Origin of the sequence: Bradyrhizobium elkanii USDA 76 (genome assembly GCF_023278185.1) — a bacterium.
GTDB classification, from domain to species: Bacteria; Pseudomonadota; Alphaproteobacteria; order Rhizobiales; family Xanthobacteraceae; genus Bradyrhizobium; species Bradyrhizobium elkanii.
In genome coordinates this window covers 152009-172720 of record NZ_CP066357.1, presented here as the reverse complement: position 1 = coordinate 172720, position 20712 = coordinate 152009, and the positions used below count along the sequence as shown (strand labels likewise).

Below are 20712 nucleotides of genomic sequence, written 5' to 3'. Positions count from 1 at the left end.
GGGGGGAGGTCGGCTAGGCCGCGGCCGTGTCCGGCAGATGACGGAACTGCACCGGCAGCTTGGCCACGATCTCTGCCTCGGTGAGGTCGTCGAGCAGCTTCAGGACTGTGCCGCTCTGGCCGGCATAGACGAGTACGGTGCGGCGGCCGCGCATGCGGCCAGCGCTCGCCGGCGTAGCCGCGATAATCGTCATGCGTGCTCGACCAGATGTGCTCGAGCCGCTCGTCGCGCGTCATCGCGCGCACGGGCCGTGACTCGCGCTCGATGATCGCCGCCTTCATGCGCTCCGGCGACAGCCGATCGGAAAGATCGCAATAGCCATGGAACCAGCGCCGCCTTCCGTCGATGGCAAGCGCGAAGAAGATGCTGGTGACGCTGCCCGTCATGAATTCGCGCATCGCGAACATGTCGGCGCGCATGAACAGCGGTGGCAGGATATCGAGCATGTAGTCGTGCTCCCGCTCGTTGACTCAAACCACTCACCGGCGAAGAGATGTTGGCCTTCACCATCGGCCATCGCGGGGTCACCACGATGGCGGTTGAACAAGCGGTGCATCTCATGGCGCGTCGCGACGCCTTCCAAGACTTTGCGGATAATGGGTAAGGTGTGCATCGGCGGCTCCTCTTGGCCTAGCCGGACTGAAGCGCGAGCGATCCGCCTGATCTCTTCGTCACTTCAGCCCTTCATCACACCTCCTCGCCGGCCGCATCGAAGGTCCGGCGGGTCAAGGGCCGCGGAACGCGAGCGAAGCTTCACCCTTGATGCGCCGGCCGCGCATGCGGCAGCGCTCATTCCCATTTAATCTTCCCTCCCTCATTGTTCGATCGCCTTTTCCTTCGCTCAACGCCGAGGGATCAGAGACCCCACTCACGCGGTGGCCTTGGCGCGGTGCCACCACGCAGCCTGCGCGTCGCCCTTGCGAACCACATCAACAGGAAGCCATCAGGCCCTTAAATCCTCATTCCAGTCGCCGGCGCACGGCCGTAATCGGGCATACCGCGCACTTGCATCCGCGGCGATGGCACGAACACGGTCGGCGTAGATGTCGCCTTGCCGATTGTTGTCGGTTGCTGCCACGAGGTGGACGTTGGCGCGCTTGGCCAGGCCACGGATGGCTTCATCCGTTGCCGGGGACCAGCCGCCGCCAGTGCTGACATAAAGAGTGTCGGAACGCAGGTCCTCGATCGCGGCAAGGCTCATAGCGTCGATGGCCGCTTCAGTGATGCAGATCCGCTCGAACTCGGCTGGTCCGAAGCGGAATAGCTCCTTGGCGCCGTCCGTGGCGAAACCGCGCCATACAGGTCCACGCTCCTCCCAACCCGTGATCGCTCCGGCAGAATCGCGGTGCGCCGCCCACATGCTGCCCTGGGGGCCGTCTCTCAACCGATCGCAGGCGACGGCCTTCTTCAGGATGTCGGCCGGGAGCCCGCGCTCGCCGGTGAGATAGCGCCAAGCTGGCGAGCCGGGGCGCGGCCTGAAGCGATGTCCCCACCGCTCTACAATGGACGCAAGGGTCTTAGAGTCTGACTCAAAATTCATGACTTAACGTTGGCCGATCTGGCGATGCGGCGCAGCAGCTGTCGGGTTGATGCGACAAGGAGCCATGCTTCAGCCGAGGTGACGGAAGCCTCCCAATCCTTGGCGAGACGTCGGCAGCGGTTGAGCCATGCCAAGGTGCGTTCGACGACCCAGCGTCGGGCAACAATAACGAAGCCTTTTGCGTCATCCGGGCGTTTGACAATTTCAATCGTGGGCCCGTCGATTTTCCGGAGTGTGTGTTCAAGCTTTTCTCCGGCGCAGCCGCCGTCAGCAAACAAGTGTGCAATAGTCGGGTAACTCGCACACGCCAAAGTGACGACGGCCGGGGCACCGTCCCGATCCTGAACATTGGCCGGGTGCACGATGGCGCTCAGCAAATTTCCTTGTGTATCGGTGACGATGTGGCGCTTGCGACCTTTGATCTTCTTGCCCGCATCAAAGCCGCGTGGCCCTCCGCTCTCGGTCGTCTTGACTGATTGACTGTCGATGATCGCCGCCGTTGGTTGCGGCTCCCGTCCAGCAAGTCCACGCGCGATTTCAACCAAGGCTTCATTGATCAAATCCAACGCCCCGCTGTCGCGCAAGCCATAAGAATAGTACTGGACCGTCGTGAAGGGAGGAAAATCCTTCGGCAGAAGCGCCCATTGGCATCCAGTCGTCGCAATGTACTGGATCGCATCCCATACCGATCGCATGCAGGTCTTGCGCGGGCGACCGACCTTGCTCGGCCTTGGCATCAAAAGCTCGATCAAGGCCCATTCCGCATCCGTACAATCGCTTGCATAGCGGAGCTCTCGTCTGTCATGCTGACAGCGGGTGATTTCGGTCCAGGTCATCTGCTTCTCCGATGGCTTCGAACACCTCGAAGAATCACAACCTGCTGAAATCACCCAACTTTAGTTTCCGGTCGGCCTCTTAGGCTTTGCCGGGCGCTACCACGCTGGTGCAGCAGCAGGAAGGAAGCCAACCACATCAGCAACGCGCTCACATGCCTCGACGAAACCAAGGGCACCGAGGTGCGCGGCTAACGAAAACACGTCCCCTTTCGCCGGCGACAGGGGATCGAACCAGCCGCGGCCTTGGTGAATGACAATGACGATATTGCTCTCGCGGCGATATTTGATCGCGCGCCGGCTGCTTTCCTTGACGTCGACCTTCCAGCCGTCCTTCTCCAGCAGGGCGGCGCAGCCAACTTTTTTGCGCAGCTCTTCAATTTCTCTCTTGTCCATTTGTCTGCACCGGAGTCGCGCGGGCGACATCCGGCCCCTTCATCTGTTGGTCTCACTTGTTCCTAGCCTTGCGGCACATCCCCGACCGGCCGCGAAGCCTGCCGAATGCAAGGGCGCGCTGACCAACCGTCAGTCGCCGCATCATCGGCGCGGCGAAGCCTCCCTTGCAGCCGGCATGGCGCCAGCGGCAGCCGGTCACCCGGCTCAATGAGCCGGGCACCAGGGGGCGTATTCATGGACGATAGCGTCCTGATCGCCGTCGTATTCGCTGGAGACCATCACGCCGAATTCGCTCTCAGCCTGGAAAAGGATGACCGGCACCATCAGCGTGCGGCCCAGATCGAAGGCGTGGTTCTGAGCGAGGGTGAGATTGTGCGACATTGAAAGGCTCCCGTCTTGCGGCGGGGACCATCCCCGCTCGACAGGCGCCGAAGTGTTCGGGGGCGGCTGCGGTCACCTCGTAGGCGAAGCCGAAGAGGTCGCACGCTTGCGTAGCGAACCCCTTGCGGGTTGATCGTGGAAGGCCGCACCAGAACCAAGGAAAGCCCATTCGAGAGCGGGGTCGGTCCTTCACCGGAAGCATGGTGTGCCGAAGCGCACATGTTTCTTCCCGCGGATATAGTGTTGGTCTGATTGACACCGAGAACAGCCGCCGACGTTTTTTCCGGAGCGAAAGTGAATTTGTCCCACGTGAAGTTGCTGCGCGAAATTGGCGTTTCCGTTCGATGTCCTCAAGGCCATAGGCATCGCCTACATTTAGGGGTTAAAGCCAGACCGAATAGGCGGGAGCTTCCGATCGACTCAGCAGCTGTCTTGTACGGGGACTCGGGCCGTTTCGCGTCAGGGATGGCAGCCCGTAAGGGGGAAGACCCGCTCGCGCGGCTTCAGCGCAGCCTCCAGCCCGGCCCGCAGGGCGACGCCCACCTTCTTCGCAGTCAGAGGCGCACAACAGCCAATGCATTTTCCGAGACGGGTCGCGGAGCACCCTCAATGACTTTCATCACCGGTATTAAACTTCTGAATCGGGAGGCCTGATGGATTCGATAAATTAATTGGACGGCGATTTCGACAGTTGCGATTCTAGCGCATGTCCGAACTCACAGTGCCATACCTCGTGCTCCAACGTTGCGATCCGGCCCGCAATATGGCCAGGTTCTATGTACTCACGATCGAACCGACGCTGTTCGGTGATACGGCGCTTTGCGCGAATGGGGACGTCTCGGCCAACGCGGCCGCCGGCGGATGGATCTGTTTGCCGGGAGAGTTCAGGCCGTCGAAGAGCTCGACGCTTGGCTCGTACGCAAAACACGCTGTGGCTACGTACCAAAGAGTCCCGCGCCCTAGGTGCCAACGCCCAGTCTCCCAACCTGATTGAACAGTCGATCTTGGGCACATCTTACAAGCCGGACGGCTGTTTTGCGCATTACGGGAGCAATCCCTGCCGAAACGCGAGCGCCACAGCGTGCGGGAGGGTTAATGCAGCAAGATTTCGCCTGGCATTGTCCAGATGAAACTTCACACCCCGCGAGCTAACACCGAGGAGCTGGGCAATATCCTGCATCGTCTTGCCATCGGAGACCCAGGCGAGACACTGCCGCTCGCGTTGAGTCAGAGGGCAAACGATCTCGCCTGCTGCCGAGGTGCGTCCAATCCTGGCGCTCACATGCGCATGATAGGTGAGACCCACCATTTCCAACATCTCTTGGGAGGCCTCAATGAAACGATCAAGTCCCAGGCTGCGCTCGTCGACCGCAAGCGTAAACGCCGCGAACTGGTTTTGGCTCGAGGGAATGCGAACCGTCAGGCCGGTCCTGATCTTGAAACTCAGTGCATCGTCAAACAGACGGCGCTCTTTCGGCGACCTTGCGCTTCGCGCCTCACGGCCATCCCACAGGAATACTCGGCTCGTATTTCGCGGCTCCTGAAGAACGGGGTCGATGTTGTGATAGCCTTCCCGAAAATAGTGGCTAGTCCAGCTCTTTGGATAGGATGAGATCAGATTGGGGCCATTCGCGCGCTGACCAAAATAAGCGAACCATCGGAACCCCAAAGCATGCGCAGCTCGTTCCGCAACACGTCGAAAATCATCTTCTGTTTGGGCAGTGTGAAGACAATCGACAAATTCATCGCATGCTCTTTTGACATCTTTCATTGCGCCACTTCAGTCGTTTCTTAGTTCCCACAACGCGAATATTCTGACGATTCGCGTTTCACGTGCAGGTATTTATTGCTACGTTGCGGCAACTTTGCGGCACGAACAATTCGATATCGCGCTGTCGAAACTACAGCAGCAACGCGCACGTACGCCGGAGGAGAACAATCTCTGACTGCAGCCCTCAAAGCAAAATATTTTCTCCACTTGGTGGAACCCAAGGAATTTCATTCCCTGCGCTGTCAGACCTGCGCATCACGGAACTTATACATCGCCGCGCCATGCGAATACGGTTCGCGACCCAACAGATCCATAGCGCCCTGTCAGAACTGACAGCGCAACGCAGGGACCGTGGCTGCTTTCTTGATCTCGAAGCTGTGATTCGTAAGTTTGAGGTTAAGAATGAAGGTCATTGTGCGTAGCCGTGCGTCACTCCTGCACGACTCCGAACTAACGCTAGGAATGCATCGCCTGCGAAGGCGCGTGTTCAAGGATCGGCTCGACTGGGACGTCTCTGTCCGCGACGGATTAGAGATCGATCAGTACGACACCTTCGATCCGACTTATCTCCTGGCGCTTGAGAAGAGCTACGTTGTTGGTTGTGTTCGCCTGCTGCCCACCACCGGACGCAACATGCTGGCCGATACGTTCCCGGTGTTGCTGGATGGCAACCCGGCGCCGAGGGCGGCCACGATTTGGGAGAGCTCGCGCTTCTGCGTTGACACCAAGAGTGCGGCGGCAACAGTAGACAATGGTCTGCGCAAAGCGACTTTTCTGTTGTTCGCAGCCATGATCGAATGGGGGCAGCAGCACGATCTTCAGGCCATCGCAACGGTCACTGATCTGCGCATGGAACGCATACTGCGCCGGGCCGGATGGCATCTCGATCGCCTCGGCACGCCTCATCAAATCGGGACGACCAGCGCCGTCGCTGCATTGTTGCCGATCACCGAAGAGGCTCTCGGCGCGATCCGAGCGGCCGGGCAGATTTCGGGGTGTGCAATTGACGCGCCATCAAGCCTGGCGATCGCGGCCTAACATCGAACGTCCTCATCTCCCGACAAAAAGGCTCTCACAATGGATCCCGCTGCATTCGCGGCTCTGGTCGAACGATGCGCCCCGACCGCAATGGCTCGGCCGCTGACGGCCATCGTGCGGCAGGCGAGCTCGTTTGAGCCGCTACTCATTACAATTGAAGGGCGCAAGCCGATTCCTATTCAGGCCACTGAACGTGACGAAGCCATCCAGCTCGCGACCGAGGCCATCGCTAGCGGCCAGCAGGTCCGAACCGGTCTCGCCCAACTCGATGCTGAGGAAACAAAGAAGGCCGGGCTGACAGCTAGCACCACCTTCGATGCGTGCCAGCATATTGCTGGCCTCGGCAGATTGTTCGGTGTGCGACTGCAAGCGACGAACATGAAAAGCGCAGATCGCGACCAAGCGATCGCCAAGGTTGTCGCGAGCTTCGCGCCCAAGGCTTCCGGTCAAGTCTCCGAGCCCCGTGTCGAGCCGATGGCGACCGCCGGGCGTGATCGTCCCACCGGCGATACGACAATCAATCCACCCGCCGCCTCTGCCAGCGAGCGCCGGCCCTGGGACGTCTATCGCTCGGGACTAGGCACGTCAGCCTTTGTTTACGAACGATGAGAACGCCGTCTTTTCCTCTCAACTCAATGCTGAGGTCCGGGCTGGTGTCCGGCTGCAGTGCCAATCGGAGCCGTGCCATGACTTCTCCTCTAAAACAATCCGCTGCCTTGCTTTGCATGGGGGCCGTTCTCAGCATCGCGTTGGTTGAGCCGGCGCTGGCGCAGACCGCGAACATCGAAGGCGTGCTGCAAAACATCGTCAACATGCTGACCGGCAACGTCGCTCGGCTGCTGGCGACGCTGGCGGTCATCATTGTCGGCATCGGCTGGATGTTCGGCTATCTCGATCTGCGCAAGGCGGCCTATGTCGTGCTCGGCGTCGCCATCACGTTCGGCGCCTCCGAGGTGGTCTCGACCTTGACCGGGGGGCATTGATGATCGAGGCCACCCGTCTCACGGAGGACACCTTATTCCTTGCCTGTACGCGGCCCGCCATGGTCGCTGGCGTCACCATGGAGGCTATGGCGCTCAACGTGATGTTTTCCTGCATCCTGTTTCTGGCCGCTGGGAGCATCGTCTACGGCCTGGTCGCGATCCCAATCCATGGGCTTTGCCGCATCATCTGCCGGCACGACCCTAACATGTTCCGGATTCTGCTCGCCTGGATCGAAACCCGCGGGCGCGCGCGCAACGCCACATTCTGGGGCGGCTCGTCCTGCACGCCACTTAGACTCCTCCGGCGATATCGAACGAGGGGCCTCGGCTATGCGTAATAGGGCGCTTAAAACCCGGGAGATCGAGCCCGAAGCCTACCTGCCGTTCGGCCGGCATGTCACCGATACGGTGATCAGTCTTACAACCCGCGCCCTGCTGACGGTGATCCGGATTGACGGCACGTCGTTCGAGACCGCCGAGACATCGGATCTGAACGATCTTCATGGCAAGCTCAATCTCACCCTGCGCAATGTTGCAGATCCGCAACTCGCGCTCTGGACCCACTTGGTGCGCCGCCGAACGTCGGTCTACCCGGACGGTGCCTTCCGATCGACCTTTGCGGCGGGACTTGACGCACAATATCGCAAACGGCTTCAAAAAGAGGCGCTGTTTCGCAACGATCTCTATCTCACCCTGGTCTGGCATCCCGGCCGCGCCGCCACCGATACGGCGGCCGCCTTCTTTCGGCGGCTCGGCCGAAGCGCCGCGAATGCCGCCGAGGTGGACAGCGGGGCGCTGAAACGTCTGGACGATGCAACGCGAGATATCGTCGCGGCACTCGACCGCTATGGCGCCCGTGCGGCCGGATTGTTTGAGCGCGACGGCATCACCTTCTCAGAACCGATGGAGTTGCTCCACGCGCTCGCCTCCGGGGAATGGATTGCGATGCCATTGCCGCAAGGGCCGATCGGCCAGGCACTCTATTCAAACCGCGTCATCTTCGGCCGTGAAGCCCTCGAGATCCGCGGCGCCGGCGGGTCGCACTTCGCTGGTATGTTCGGCCTCAAGGAATATCCGGCGTCCACCCGGCCTGGCCTGTTGAACGCCCTTCTTTCCGCGCCGTTTGAGCTCATCGTCACGCAATCATTCGCGTTTTTGGCGAAGGCGGACGCCAAGACGGTTCTGACGCGCAAACAGAACCAATTGGTCTCAGCCCAGGATCCTGCCGCCTCGCAAATCGACGAGCTCTCTGACGCACTCGACGACCTCGAATCCAACCGGTTCGTGCTTGGAGACCATCACCTCTCGCTCCTGGTCTATGCCGATACGCCGTTGCAGCTGCAGCATCATATGAGCGTGGCACGGCGCGCACTCGCCGATGCGGGAGCCGTCGTCGCACGAGAAGACCTTGGACTTGAAGCCGCCTACTGGGCCCAGCTTCCCGGGCTGTTCAAATACCGGGCACGCACTGGCGCGATCAATTCAAGGAATTTCGCTGCGTTCTCGCCGTTCCACACCTATCCGACCGGACAGCCTGCGGGCAACCACTGGGGACCGGCGGTTGCGATGCTCAAGACCGCGTCCGGCGCGCCCTTCTATTTTTCCTTTCATTATGGCGACCTCGGCAACACCTTCATCTGTGGCCCTTCAGGGTCGGGCAAGACCGTCGTACAGAACTTCCTGCTGTCGCAGGCGGAGCGGCTTGGTGCGTCTTACGTCTTCTTCGACAAGGACCGAGGCGCGGAGATTTTCGTCCGCGCCGCCGGCGGCACCTATCTGACGCTCCACAACGGCGCCCCGACTGGCTGCGCGCCGCTCAAGGCGCTGGAGCTGACGCCAGCAAATCTTTCCTTCCTGGGCGAACTGGTCCGGAAATTGGTCACGCCAGACGACCGCCCACTGAGCGTGATCGAGGAGGAACGCATCGATTCGGGGCTGCGAGCGCTCGGTCAACTGCGGCAGTCGGAACGATCGTTCGGGACGCTGCGAGCTTTTCTCGGCCAGCAGGATCGCGAGGGCATTGGTGCGCGGCTCGAGCGATGGTGCCGGGGCGCTCCCTTCGGCTGGGTGCTGGATGGCGATCACGACGCCATCGGCCTCGACGCCCGGTTCATTGGTTTTGACATGACCGATCTCCTGGATCATCCCACCGTGCGCACGCCACTCATGATGTATTTGTTTCATCGCGTGGAGCGCCTGATCGATGGCCGGCGCCTGATCATCGACATCGACGAGTTCTGGAAGGCGCTTGGGGACGAGGCGTTTCGTGATCTCGCCAACAACAAGCTCAAGACCATCCGTAAGCAGAACGGCGTCATGGTGTTCGGGACGCAGTCGCCACGCGACGCGCTGGCCTCGCCGATCGCGCACACCATTGTCGAACAATGCCCGACCCAGATCTTCCTGCCGAACGCGCGGGGAACACGATCGGACTATGTCGACGGCTTCCATCTGACCGACACGGAATTCCGCCTGATCAAGGAGGAGCTCGCCCCCGAAAGCCGGCGCTTCCTGGTCAAACAAGGCCACAACTCGGTCGTGGCGGAACTCGACCTCGGCGGTTTCGACGACGCGCTCGCCGTCTTGTCCGGACGCACGGAAACCGTCGAGCTGCTCGACCGCATTCGCAAGCAAGTCGGCGACAACCCCGCGCAGTGGCTGTCGGTGTTTCACGCGGAGCGGAGGAAGGCCCAATGATGGTTCAGCGCATGCCGGCGGCTCTCGCCTGCCTCTCGGTTGTCACCCTTTTGATGGCCTCACCGGTCGGGGCCGAGATCGTATTCGACCCAAGCGTGTACGCGCGGCAGTTCGAGCAACTGACCGAACTGAAGAAGCAGGTCGACACCCTGACGTCGCAGCTCAAGGTCGCGCAAGACCAGTTGAGCCAAGCCAAGCAGCTCTACGACAGCTTCAACAAGCGGACGAACGCCAACGACATCGGCGCGCTCTTGAACACGCCACAGTTCCGCAAAGTCTTGCCCCAACAGTTCTCGGACATTGAACGTCTCGTCGCGGGGCAGGGCGGCGGCAACTTCGCCGACGCCATCAATCATTATCTATCGCAGAACCGCGCTTACGCCGGCAACAGCGGCAACTCGTACTACCAGAGCGAGCTCGATCGTATCGCCCGGCAGACGGGTGCGAAGCATTCAATGGGCCAAGCGGTATACGACACCGCCTCGCAGCGCATTGATGCGCTTGAGGAGCTCAGAGCACGCATCAGCTCGGCTACCGACGCCAAGGAGACCCTCGATCTGTCAGCACGGCTGCAGGCCGAACAGGCGCTGCTGCAGAACGACGTGCTCCGGATGCAGGGTCTGGCGATGATCCAGCAGGCCCGCGTGGACATGGATGGACAGCGGGAGCGGGAGAAACAGCGACAACTGGTCGATGAGATCAAGGCAGCCCTGCAATGAAGACGATTACTTCTATTCCGCTGTTGCTCGCCGCAACCATCAACCTCACGGGCTGCAACGAGGCCGACACCAGTCGTCCACCGAAAACAGTCGGCTGGTTTTTCGAACATCGCGACGAGCTTGCCGTGGCTCTCAAGGCGTGCCGCGACAACCCGGGTGAACTCGCAAAGACGCCAAACTGCGTCAACGCAAATGAAGCCCGCAACAAGGTCACCGTCCAAGAAATGAAAGACGCCCTGAGATAAGGATTGCCGCGATGGCCGTTAATGTCTTCGACAGCTTCTTGAAAGAGTTCGAGCAACCGATCACGGCATTTGTGTCGACCTCGGTTTCGAATCTTGCCTCCTACATCGATGGTCCGCTGCGCACCGCCGTGATGCTCTACGTTATCCTCTACGGTTTTGCTGTGATGCGTGGAGCGATTTCCGAGCCGATCATGGAATTCGCCTGGCGAGCGACGCGGATCGTGGTCGTGGTGCTACTGGCGACGAATTCCAGCGCTTTTCAGCAATACGTCACGAGTCTGTTCTTTGACTCTTTGCCGAAGGAGATCGGCAATGCGTTGGCGGGCTCTGGAGTGAATACCAGTTCCGGCGCTCCGTTCGATCAGCTTCTGTCCAAAGGGATTGACGTTGCCAACAAGATCTACGACCAGGCCGGCCTGACCAACATCGCGCCCGCACTGATTGCGGCCATTCTCCTGGTCTTTGTGGCCGTCGGATCGTTCCTGCAATTCGCAATTCTGCTCTACGCCAAAGTGGGTCTTGGCGTCGTGATCGCGCTCGGCCCGGTCTTCATTGCGCTGGGATTATTTGAGGCGACCCGCCCGTTTACAGAGGCCTGGCTACGGCAGGTCGCCAATTTCGTGATCCTGCTGGTGCTGGTGGTCGCTCTGGTCGGGCTGATGCTAACTACCGTCACCGGCTTCATCGACAGGTTCGCGGCAAACGCGGGAACGGCGGGCGAGCTGGTGGTCGCCTCGGTCGCCATCAGTGCCGTGCTGGGGCTGTCCGGATACATCGCGCTGCAATTGCCGATCATCGCAGGCGGTCTCGCCGGCGGTGGGGCGTCGCTCGCAAGTCGGTTGGTCACAAGCCCATTGATTGCCAATGCCACCGCCGCAGCCGGGGGGGCATATGCCGGCGCGCGCTGGTCGGCCAGCCGGGGTCTCGCGGCGATGAGAGCTGGTCGGCAGGGCGGCAGTATGCGGCGTACACGCTCACAGGGGACTACGGCCGCGTAAGCAATAGTTGCCGGCATCAGGCGACAGAAAATAACAGGGGCATCAGAATGATGTGGCGACGACTGTTCATCATTTGCGTCATTGCATGGCAGCTTGGCGGCTGCGCGAACTGGTCAAAGGGGCCGCCGTCATGTGATGGCCTGGCTCGGCGGCCGCTCAACCGCTCATTGTGGGACTGGGAGTCCGGCGCGCCATCAGCGACACCCGAGCCACCGGCTTCGCCGTCTGCACCCATCATCCGGAAGGGCGAAGCCAACCCGTCCGCAGCCTCGGCCCCTCTCGCCGCGTCCGGCCGCTGGGCCAACATTACGGCCTCTTACCACGCCTGCGGCAAGGAGGCCTGAGATGGTCGGGCATGATGACCTGAAAGCCTACTTCGACAATGCGCGGCGATGGGAACAGGATCTGCTGCTGTCGGCCCATCGCTCGCGGCGAACAGCGTGGGTGGTTGCCGCGGGCGCCAGCGCCTTGGCGATCGCCTCGGTCGGAGCGGTCGCAGCGCTGGCGCCGCTAAAGACGGTCCAGCCATTCGTCATCCGGGTCGATAATGCCACCGGCATTGTGGATACCGTGTCAGCTCTCAATTCGACTCCCGCGCGTTACGACGAAGCCGTCACCAAGTATTTCCTTGGACGTTACGTTCGCGCACGCGAGGGTTACAGCTACCCGGAAGCCGAAACCAATTTCCGCACGATTTCGCTGCTTTCAGGGCAGAGCGAACAGGCCCGCTTCGCAGCCTGGTACCGCGGCTCCAATCCCGAAAGCCCGCAAGTTGTCCAGGGCCGCTTCGGAGTCGCGACGGTGCGCATCAAGGCGATTTCGCTGCTCGCCGACAACGTCGCGTCTGTGCGTTTCATGAAGGAGAGCCGCAAGGGCGAGGAAGTCCATGTGACCCATTGGGTCTCGACCCTAACCTTCACTTACGCCAATGCGCCGATGTCGTCCGCCGACCGTCTGATCAATCCCCTCGGCTTTCTGGTTTCGGAATATCGCGCCGATCCGGAGTTCGTGCCATGAAACGTTTCGCGCTTTTGATGACTTTAGCCCTCGGCTTTGCCGGGCCCGTACTGGCGCTGCAGCAGCCAGCGCCGGGGCAACACGATGCGCGCGTACGCACTGTGACCTATGATCCAGCCAATGTGGTCCGCCTAAATGGCGTCATCCGCGCCTCGACCCAGGTCGTGTTTGCCGATGACGAGGAAATCGCGCATGTCGCGATTGGTGATGCGATCGCATGGGAAGTTGCGCCGGCGGGTTCGATCCTGTTCCTCAAGCCGCGCGAAAAGCACCCACCGACCAATCTGCAGGTCGTCACCACTCGGCCCGACGGGCGCAAGCGTTCCTATCAATTCGAGCTGTCGATCGCCGAGACGACGCTGGCGGACAGTTACTTCGTCGTCCGCTTTGCCTATCCCGGTGACGAGATCGAGCGCCGGCGCGTCGAGGCAGCTGCCCGGGGCGCCGAGCGGGAAGGCGCGCTGATCGACCAGACGTTTGACCTGCACCATGCGTATGGTGCCCGCAACTGGCGTTTTTCGGCCCAAGGCTCGGTCGACCTCGAACCCGAAGCCGTCTTCGACGACGGCAAGGAGACCACGTTCCGCTTCGCAGGCAATCGCGAGATCCCGGCGATCTACCTGATCAACTCGGATGGCTCTGAAAGTCTCGTCCCTAAGGATGTCCGAGGCGAGCTCGTGGTGGTCCACGCCACGGCTCGCGAATTTCGACTGCGCAAGGGCGACATCGTGCTCTGCATCTTCAACGAAGCGTTCGATGCGGTCGGCGTCAATCCCGGCACCAACACCACGAGTCCCTCGGTCGAACGGCGGGCGAAGAGGTCATCTCCAACCCTTAAGGCACGATAGGCGGGCGCAACATGACCGAGCATGAGAATGAGACGCTTGCCGGCGAACGTGGCATTACCCCGGTGGGAGGAGGGGACAATGGTCGAACAGCGATGCTCAAACGCGGCTTCGGTGCGCTCGCGCTCACCGCATTCGCCTTCCTGATCATCTGGGGGACTTGGAAAAGCGACAAGCCGGTGAGCGAGTCCGCCCGCAAGCTCATGATCCGCCAGGCGGCCGCCTTCGAGCCGGCCGCGGAGCCACCTGCCGCACCCATCACCACCGCGTCCATTCCGGTCGCACCCATTGCTGCCACACCGGCGGCCTCCGTGCCCGCCGCGGATCAGATGCTCGAAAGCGCGCGGCGCGCGCCAGTGCTTGCCTATAACAGGCCGCTCGCATCGGGGCGACCGCCCCGTGATGGCCTGACCGCAAGCGGTCCCGTCGATCCCTATGATTTTGGGCGGGCCGAGCCACGCAACGAGCTTGCCGATAAGCTGAAACCCACGCCAATCGAAGGCGTGCGCGCAGCCCGACTTCCCAATCGCAATCTTTTCGTCACCCAGGGCACGTCGATCCCTTGCGTGCTCGAGACCGCGATGTCCTCGGATGTGGCGGGGTTCGTCTCCTGCGTCGTGTTGCGCGATGTGATGTCGGATTCCGGCAACGTGGTGCTCATGGAAAAGGGCACGCAAGTCGTCGGGGAATATCGCGGCAATGTCCAGCGCGGCTCCAAACGGATGTTTGTGCTATGGGCTCGCGCCAAGACGCCGACGGGTGTGATCGTGGCGCTGGCCTCACCCGCCACCGATGCGCTCGGCCGCGCAGGGTTCGACGGCGACATCGACACGCATTTCTGGGAGCGCTTCGGCTCGGCGCTGTTGCTGTCGATCGTCAGCGATGCCTCCTCGATCGGGCGGCAGCAATTGCAAGACGGCTCGATCCAGATCAACAACACTGCTGGTGCGAGCAACACCGCCGCCGGCATCGCGGTCGAGCAGTCCATCAACATCCCGCCGACGTTGAACAAGAACCAGGGTGAGCTCGTGAATATCTTCGTCGCGCGCGACCTCGATTTCTCGTCTGTCTACCAACTCAAGCGGATCGAAAGCCGCACCCAGATTCTCGACCGTACCCTCCCCGGAGGCATTGTGGGCCCGGCTGTGGTGACGAAATGAGCGCAGGCGCATCGGTCAATCACGATGGCGGACGGTTGGTGCTGGCGCGCTACCTTGAGCCGCTGGCGCCATACCTCGCCGACAACACTCTCACTGAAATCATCGTCAACCGTCCAGGCGAGGTTTTCGTGGAGGGGCCTGACGGTTGGACCCGGCATGAAGCCGCAGCCCTCACCCAGACTTACCTCTCACATCTTGCAACCGCGGCCGCCAGTCACACCCGACAGGATATAGGGCCGGAATACCCGTTGGTCTCGACCAGTCTCATCGGCGAGCAGCGCTGCCAGATCGTCGTGCCGCCCGCGGTCCCCGCGGGCACGATCAGCCTCACGATCCGCAAGTCCTCGACATTGACCATGAACCTGGACGCCCTTGAGCGGGTAAAGTTGTTCGATGAGGTCCGCTCCGCGAGTGACGAGCTGGACGCCGACGAGCATCGACTGCTCGCCCTGAAGGAAGCCGGCCAATGGCGCGAGTTCCTTAAGCTTGCGGTGCGCACCCGCCGCAATATCCTGATCTCGGGGGCGACGGGTTCCGGCAAGACCACACTGTCCAAGGCACTGATTGCTGCGATCCCGGCGCACGAGCGCCTCATCACGATTGAAGACACCGCCGAGCTCGTCATCCCCCATCAGAATTGCGTCCGGCTCCTCTATGCCAAGGATGGGCAAGGTGTGGCCAAGATCGGCCCCCGCGAACTGCTGGAATCGTCCTTGCGCATGCGGCCTGACCGCATTCTGCTGCAGGAGCTGCGCGACGGCACCGCCTTCTTTTATCTCAGGAATGTGAATTCGGGGCACCCAGGATCGATCACGACAGTTCATGCCGATAGTGCGCGCCTTGCCTTCGAACAGATGACCTTGTTGGTCAAGGAAAGCGCGGAGGGACGTGACCTTCATCGCGACGATATCCGCTCGCTCTTGCTGCATCTCGTCGACGTCGTCGTCCAGATGCAGAAGCGCGACGGCCGTTACCGCATCTCGGAAATCTACTATGACCCCGTTCGCAAACGCGACCACGCCCATTAGGGCGGTGCAGGGCACGGCGCTTGCGTTTGCCGCTGGCGCAGTTTTCCTGCTGGTCGCCTCGAACGTTCTGCTGCTCGGGCTCAGGCTTCACGATGGCGGCTTTCACTGGTCGGAGATCGCCACAGGCTGGCCGCGTTATGGCGCGGACCCGCGCTTCGACCGTTGGCTGACGCTGTCGACCCTCACTGGTCTGATTGTGGTCTTTGGTCTGCTCGGCGCCATCCTCCGGCATCGTCCGCCACCGCTTCACGGCAAGGCCAGCTTAGCCTCCGAGCGCGAGATCAAGGCCGCCGGCCTGCGGTCCAAGGACGGTCTGCTGCTCGGCCGCAAAGATGGGAAAATGCTCTGCTTCGGCGGATCGGAACATGTCCTCCTCTATGCTCCGACGCGTGCCGGCAAGGGAGTTGGCTATGTCATTCCAAACTTGCTCAATTGGCCGGATTCGGTTGTTGCGTTGGATGTGAAGAAGGAGAACTGGGATCGCTCAGCCGGCTTTCGTGCGGCGCACGGGCAGGAGGTCCATTTGTTCGACCCGCTCGACGAAAACGGTCGCACCGCGCGCTATAATCCGCTTGGCTATGTGCGCAGCGATCCAGCCGACCTCTACGACGATCTGCAGCGGATTGCCGTGATGCTGTTTCCTGCCGAGAGCCGCGGCGACCCGTTCTGGTTCGAGGCGGCTCGTTCGGCCTTTGTGGCGATTGGCGGCTATGTTGCGGAGACGCCGGGTTTGCCATTGACGATCGGCGAAACACTGCGTCAGCTATCGGCCACACAGGATCTCAAGGCCCACTTCGACAGGATCATCGCCGACCGCAAGGCGGGTCCTTCACCGCTGTCGCGGCACTGTATCACGGCGTTGAACGACTTCCTCGCCGCCTCCGAGAACACCTTGAACTCGGTCCGCAAGACCGTGACGGCTCGGCTCGGTCTCTGGCTCAATCCCCGCATCGACGCCGCAACCTCGACTAATGATTTTGACCTGCGGCAGCTGAGACGGCGGCCCATGTCGATCTATCTCGGGGTGACGCCCGATAATCTCGACCGCATGGCGCCGCTCCTAAACCTGTTTTTTCAGCAGGTGGTCGATCTCAATACCCGCGAACTACCCGAACAAAACCCCAAACTCAATCGCAAGGTACTGCTATTGCTGGACGAATTCCCGGCGCTGGGCAATGTCAGCGTGCTGGCAAAATCGGTCGCCTTCATCGCCGGATACGGCATCCGCCTTCTCACCGTAATCCAGAGCCCGGCGCAGTTGCGGGCCATCTACGGGATTGACGCGGCCCGCAACTTCATGACCAACCACGCCGTCGAGGTCGTGTTTGCCCCGAAAGAGCAAGACGTGGCGAATGAACTCTCGGAGCGTATCGGCTACGACACCGTGAAAGCGCACAGCCGCAGTGGACCTAAGGGGCTTGCGATGCGCTCGACCAGCGAGACAGTCTCCGAGCATCGTCGCGCCCTGATGCTGCCGCAAGAGCTGAAACTTCTTCCGAAATCCAAGGCCTTTATCCTCGGCGCGGGTATTCCACCCATCATTGCCGACAAGATCATCTATTACGAGGACAAGGCGTTCCTGCAGCGATTGCTGCCGGCCCCGGTCCCGGAATTGCCCAAAGGGCGCTCAAATGCACTGCTCGACGCCGAACTCAAGGAGCTGCGCTCCGAGATTGCCGAGCTTCGCGCCGTATTCCGGGCTCGGCCCATGACCGACGACGATGTGGCCGACCCCTCCACGATTCCCGACAATGCCTCCTTCGACTTTGGTGACGTGAATGTCGACCTCGAAGGTCTCTCCGAAGACGACATGAAGGCCTGGACCCTGAACTACATCGATGCCCAGACCATCCCGCCGGCGCGACGGTCCGGCCGCAAGAAAAACGAGCCGCAGCATGAACGACACGCGTGACGAAAGCTGGGACTTCAGCCTTAGCCGGCAACATCGCACGGGGCGCGGTCCCGACGCGGACCGGGGAGGGGAGGACTCAGCAGCCAACTCAGCGCCGAGCGACAAGCCAGACGCTGCGACGGTCCAGCACAACCCATTGCCTGATCGTATCCGCCGCAAATACTATGTAGTGGCCAACGAGTCCGGCAAAGAAGGGCCGCACGGCGAAGCGCGGTTGTACGCGGATGAACGGGGCGAGTATCTCGCATTCAAGGTCACAGAAGATCGGCTGGTCACGCGGCTGGCCGCCGCCGAGGTCATCCGCGACATGGTCAATGTAGCGCAACATCGACAGTGGGACGCTCTCCACGTCCGCGGCTCCGTGGAATTCCGGCGCGAGGCCTGGCTTGAAGCCGGCGCGCGCGGTATCGAAGTCCAGGGTTATCAGCCGACTGTTCTCGATCGGCAGGCACTCTCCGATCGGCAGGAAGCCTTGGACCGAACACATCGACATACGCACGAGGTGGAGGTTCGTTCGGGTTCTGACAAAGACCGGCGCGGGGAGCGACTTGACTACGACAGAGGTGTCTCAGGACAATTGATCGAGGTCAGCCGGGCACCCTATCGCAATCGTGACGATGCCGAGACATCCGCCTACCTAGTCATCGAGCTTGACAACGGTCGGCAACATCAAGTGTGGGGCGTCGGGCTGGAACAGGCAACCGCCGATAGCAGGGCAAGACCCGGCGATCGCATCCAGGTGCGCAGGGATGGTGTCGACCGCGTCGCCAAAGACATCAAAGTCATAGACGCCGCGAGCGGGAGTGCGCGTATCGAACGACGGCAGGTGCCGCGCAACCGTTGGCGGGTGACGGCAGAGAAATTCCGTGCGGCAGATCGAAAGACAGCCGCACGTGATCCCGACCTCGCCGCAGCGCAATCACAACTCGTAGTCATTGAGAAAGCTTTAGAACGGGCATTTCCCGATGATAAGCGCGCCCGTCATAGCATCGTCGCAGCGGCCCGAGATCGGATTGCAAAACATCTACAGCAGGGGCGTTCGTTTCATCGAGCGTCAATCTTCGAACCCGCTCAAGACCAAGACCGATCCGGACGCGAAAAAGGTGACGCTCACCATAACCAGAATAGCGAGCGTGTTAGAATTCAGGAACGAGAACGCTGAAGCCGGCGACGGGGCCGTGGGAACGCTTTAGTCCCTTCGGTTCATAGAAGCTTAAATCCTGTCCCCGCCCGACCGCACTGACTTCTGCTGACCGTTGTCTGTATTCAACGTCAGCTGGACCGGCATTCCCCCGCCCCATATGTGATTGTGACGCGAGTGGCAGGGACGAAGATTCAATGCGTACAAGGTCTGAGAGCATGCGAGGCCGTCATTATGAAACTTCAGGGGCCTCGCCGCCATTGTCGCGCGGACCTACCAGACGAGTCCATCCAAAGCCGACTTCGGGCGGCAAGCAGAGTTGCGTCGATGTCTTCGAGGGGCTTGTTTGCCCCCGTGGGGAGGTCGACATGAAATCGGCGCCGGGGACCTTTCAGGGCTTCACGAACCGATAGGCAAAGCGATCGGTCTCGCCCTTCGTCGAGGGATCGAGCACCTTGATCGAGTGCGGATCGTCCTTGTTCGCGAGCATGGTGCTTTCCGCGTCCAGTACGAAGCCGGCCGCCTCCACCTCCTCGCGAACGGATGCAGACTCAATCCGATGCAAAGACTGGGCGTCGCTCGTGCCCGCCCCGACGGCGGCGGCGTCGGCCACGATGACGTAGGACTCACTGGGCTTCAGCCGCTCGTAGACAGTTCGATTGAAGTGGGCCGCCGTCGGTTTGCGCATCTGGTCCATCTCGACGAGAAGGAGGTGCACATTCTCGCAAGCACCGGTACCGGGATGGCGCATTGACTGCAATCCAACTGACGCCTCGGCTCCGGCGTCGCGCCCGCCGACGCGATGGCGCGCCTCGGTGGTGCCGTCTCGCTCGGTGTTGACGGAGCAGCCTCCAATGAAGCGCCGGATATGCTCTGCGAAATGCACAGCGCCTGGCACACCCACCGCGCAGTGAAGGGTGCGGGTGTCGTGACGGCCGAGGATGTCGTCCGCTGGGCGACCGCGGGCGGTGCCCGCGTGCTCGGCGTGCCCCATGTCGGCACGCTGGCGCCCGGGCAACAGGCCGACATCGCATCTTTAGTCTTGATGAGCCCTGGCACTTCGGCATGCACGACCCCTTGATTGCGCCGGCGACCTGCGGCGGCTCGCCCAAACTCCGCTATCTCCTGGTCGGCGGACGGATCGTCGTCGAGGACGGGGCCATTCCGGGGCTCGATCTGCAGACGATCAAAGCCGATGCCGCGCGCGTAGTCACGCGCCTGGCCGCCTAAGCTCGGGGGAACACCATCATGTTGAGCACCAAGCAGCCCGTGTTGCGCCGGTTCTGGTATGCGCTGATGCCGGTCGATCATCTCAAGGACGGGCCGAAGCCGTTCACATTGCTCGGCGAGCCGATCGTCCTGTTCCTCGATGCCAACGGCGAGCCCGCCGCGCTCGAAGATCGTTGCTGCCATCGCACCGCAAAGCTGTCGAAGGGCTGGTGCAACAACGGCAATATCGTCTGCGGTTATCACGGCTGGGAATATGATCGCGACGACGAGCTGTTGATGATCCCGCAATTTCCATTCGAGCAGCCGATCCCCGACGCGAAGGCGCGTTCATTCCGTGCCAAGACGCGATACGGCTGTGTATGGGTTGCCGTTGACGAGCCCTTGAGCGATATCCCTGATGTTCCCTCGTGCGCATGGGTAACGAGCGCGTACGTGCGATGATGGAATCGGTTGCCGCCGGAGCTGAAGAACTGAACTTCGGTGCGCGAAGTTTCCGAGGCGGATGATGCTCGGCTGCCTTCGAAAGCATGCCTGCGTCGATGCGGCCGACCGGCTGCCCCGCATCGGCCATCACACCACGTAACAAAGTTTGCAAATGCTGCGTCATGCGGTCGATCTGCTCCGGCGCCATCGACTGGCATCAAAATGCCAGCGGAAGCTCCCATCCAGAGCGCAAACCTCAAAGGTCAGCAAATCGCCGCATAGGGCTGGGCCAGCTCTGTGGCTCGTCATCAGATCGCCAGCGACGCGCCATCGCTGATTCCAAGGAAGTCGGGCG

General features: G+C 61.4%; 20 protein-coding genes and 5 pseudogenes. 18 read left to right on the top strand and 7 right to left on the bottom strand.

From position 1 onward, the window contains the following. Positions 1-13 precede the first annotated feature (13 nt). The 5 genes and pseudogenes from JEY66_RS43885 to JEY66_RS43865 form a co-directional block, all read right to left on the bottom strand. Positions 14-613 (bottom strand): annotated as a pseudogene (locus tag JEY66_RS43885) (DUF1419 domain-containing protein). A 330-nt stretch (positions 614-943) separates the two neighbouring features. Then, positions 944-1513: pseudogene (locus JEY66_RS43880) on the bottom strand (DUF3991 and toprim domain-containing protein); the annotation flags it as partial. A gap of 23 nt (positions 1514-1536) precedes the next feature. Beyond that, the gene (locus JEY66_RS43875; protein WP_018273825.1) at positions 1537-2376 is read right to left on the bottom strand and encodes an IS5 family transposase; all 840 of its coding nucleotides are present in this window, start codon (positions 2374-2376) and stop codon (positions 1537-1539) included. A 99-nt stretch (positions 2377-2475) separates the two neighbouring features. Beyond that, positions 2476-2769 (bottom strand): annotated as a pseudogene (locus JEY66_RS43870) (hypothetical protein); the annotation flags it as partial. Between the two features lie 204 nt (positions 2770-2973). Beyond that, positions 2974-3150 carry a hypothetical protein gene (locus JEY66_RS43865; protein ID WP_018273826.1) on the bottom strand — a complete coding sequence of 59 codons (177 nt, stop codon included), beginning with the start codon at positions 3148-3150 and terminating at the stop codon, positions 2974-2976. 706 nt (positions 3151-3856) lie between these two features. Here JEY66_RS43865 and JEY66_RS45750 point away from each other — a divergent pair. Continuing rightward, positions 3857-4113: pseudogene (locus JEY66_RS45750) on the top strand (WGR domain-containing protein). A 79-nt stretch (positions 4114-4192) separates the two neighbouring features. Here the strand turns inward: JEY66_RS45750 and JEY66_RS43855 are convergent. Then, positions 4193-4921, bottom strand: coding sequence for an autoinducer binding domain-containing protein (locus JEY66_RS43855; protein ID WP_026193409.1), 729 nt, complete (start codon positions 4919-4921; stop codon positions 4193-4195). A 402-nt stretch (positions 4922-5323) separates the two neighbouring features. On the opposite strand from JEY66_RS43855, the gene JEY66_RS43850 reads away from it, so the two are divergent. The 14 genes from JEY66_RS43850 (at position 5324) to JEY66_RS43785 (ending at position 18725) form a co-directional block, all read left to right on the top strand. Further along, a complete protein-coding gene (locus JEY66_RS43850; RefSeq protein ID WP_018273828.1) occupies positions 5324-5959 on the top strand; it encodes an acyl-homoserine-lactone synthase in 636 nt (211 codons plus the stop codon). Between the two features lie 39 nt (positions 5960-5998). Then, a complete protein-coding gene (locus JEY66_RS43845) occupies positions 5999-6568 on the top strand; it encodes a lysozyme family protein (RefSeq protein WP_026193410.1) in 570 nt (189 codons plus the stop codon). Between the two features lie 77 nt (positions 6569-6645). Then, positions 6646-6942, top strand: coding sequence for a TrbC/VirB2 family protein (locus tag JEY66_RS43840; protein WP_026193411.1), 297 nt, complete (start codon positions 6646-6648; stop codon positions 6940-6942). Continuing rightward, positions 6942-7280: a VirB3 family type IV secretion system protein gene (locus tag JEY66_RS43835; protein ID WP_018273831.1), complete on the top strand. Its 339-nt coding sequence runs from the start codon at positions 6942-6944 to the stop codon at positions 7278-7280. Before JEY66_RS43840 ends, JEY66_RS43835 begins: the two co-directional genes overlap by 1 nt. Then, positions 7273-9639, top strand: coding sequence for a VirB4 family type IV secretion/conjugal transfer ATPase (locus JEY66_RS43830; RefSeq protein WP_018273832.1), 2367 nt, complete (start codon positions 7273-7275; stop codon positions 9637-9639). The genes JEY66_RS43835 and JEY66_RS43830 overlap by 8 nt, the downstream gene beginning before the upstream one ends. Next, positions 9636-10358, top strand: a complete 723-nt coding sequence (gene virB5, locus JEY66_RS43825) for a P-type DNA transfer protein VirB5 (RefSeq protein ID WP_018273833.1) — start codon at positions 9636-9638, stop codon at positions 10356-10358. Before JEY66_RS43830 ends, virB5 begins: the two co-directional genes overlap by 4 nt. Then, on the top strand, positions 10355-10603 hold the full coding sequence (locus tag JEY66_RS43820; RefSeq protein ID WP_018273834.1) for an EexN family lipoprotein: 249 nt from the start codon (positions 10355-10357) through the stop codon (positions 10601-10603). Before virB5 ends, JEY66_RS43820 begins: the two co-directional genes overlap by 4 nt. Before the next feature lie 11 nt (positions 10604-10614). Continuing rightward, on the top strand, positions 10615-11601 hold the full coding sequence (locus tag JEY66_RS43815; protein WP_018273835.1) for a TrbL/VirB6 family protein: 987 nt from the start codon (positions 10615-10617) through the stop codon (positions 11599-11601). A gap of 345 nt (positions 11602-11946) precedes the next feature. Continuing rightward, on the top strand, positions 11947-12618 hold the full coding sequence (locus JEY66_RS43810; protein ID WP_018273837.1) for a VirB8 family type IV secretion system protein: 672 nt from the start codon (positions 11947-11949) through the stop codon (positions 12616-12618). Further along, positions 12615-13466, top strand: coding sequence for a P-type conjugative transfer protein VirB9 (virB9, locus tag JEY66_RS43805; protein ID WP_018273838.1), 852 nt, complete (start codon positions 12615-12617; stop codon positions 13464-13466). The genes JEY66_RS43810 and virB9 overlap by 4 nt, the downstream gene beginning before the upstream one ends. Before the next feature lie 11 nt (positions 13467-13477). Next, positions 13478-14623 carry a type IV secretion system protein VirB10 gene (gene virB10 / locus JEY66_RS43800; protein ID WP_026193413.1) on the top strand — a complete coding sequence of 382 codons (1146 nt, stop codon included), beginning with the start codon at positions 13478-13480 and terminating at the stop codon, positions 14621-14623. Further along, entirely contained in the window at positions 14620-15651 is a 1032-nt protein-coding gene (gene virB11 / locus JEY66_RS43795; protein WP_018273840.1) for a P-type DNA transfer ATPase VirB11, read from the top strand. Before virB10 ends, virB11 begins: the two co-directional genes overlap by 4 nt. Then, positions 15617-17563, top strand: a complete 1947-nt coding sequence (locus tag JEY66_RS43790) for a type IV secretory system conjugative DNA transfer family protein (RefSeq protein WP_209911848.1) — start codon at positions 15617-15619, stop codon at positions 17561-17563. The genes virB11 and JEY66_RS43790 overlap by 35 nt, the downstream gene beginning before the upstream one ends. Next, complete coding sequence (locus JEY66_RS43785; RefSeq protein WP_080650466.1) at positions 17547-18725, top strand: LPD7 domain-containing protein; 1179 nt, start codon at positions 17547-17549, stop codon at positions 18723-18725. The genes JEY66_RS43790 and JEY66_RS43785 overlap by 17 nt, the downstream gene beginning before the upstream one ends. A 370-nt stretch (positions 18726-19095) precedes the next feature. On the opposite strand, the pseudogene JEY66_RS43780 reads toward JEY66_RS43785, so the two are convergent. Next, a pseudogene (locus JEY66_RS43780) lies at positions 19096-19389 on the bottom strand (class I SAM-dependent methyltransferase); the annotation flags it as partial. Positions 19390-19506: 117 nt separating this feature from the next. On the opposite strand from JEY66_RS43780, the gene JEY66_RS43775 reads away from it, so the two are divergent. From JEY66_RS43775 to JEY66_RS45650, 3 genes are read left to right on the top strand one after another with little or no spacing between them, the layout of a single operon-like run. Then, complete coding sequence (locus JEY66_RS43775) at positions 19507-19785, top strand: amidohydrolase family protein (protein WP_245376584.1); 279 nt, start codon at positions 19507-19509, stop codon at positions 19783-19785. Next, a complete protein-coding gene (locus JEY66_RS43770; RefSeq protein ID WP_244439256.1) occupies positions 19770-19934 on the top strand; it encodes a hypothetical protein in 165 nt (54 codons plus the stop codon). Before JEY66_RS43775 ends, JEY66_RS43770 begins: the two co-directional genes overlap by 16 nt. Positions 19935-19952: 18 nt before the next feature. Beyond that, positions 19953-20375, top strand: coding sequence for a Rieske (2Fe-2S) protein (locus tag JEY66_RS45650; RefSeq protein WP_018273849.1), 423 nt, complete (start codon positions 19953-19955; stop codon positions 20373-20375). Positions 20376-20712: the final 337 nt, after the last annotated feature.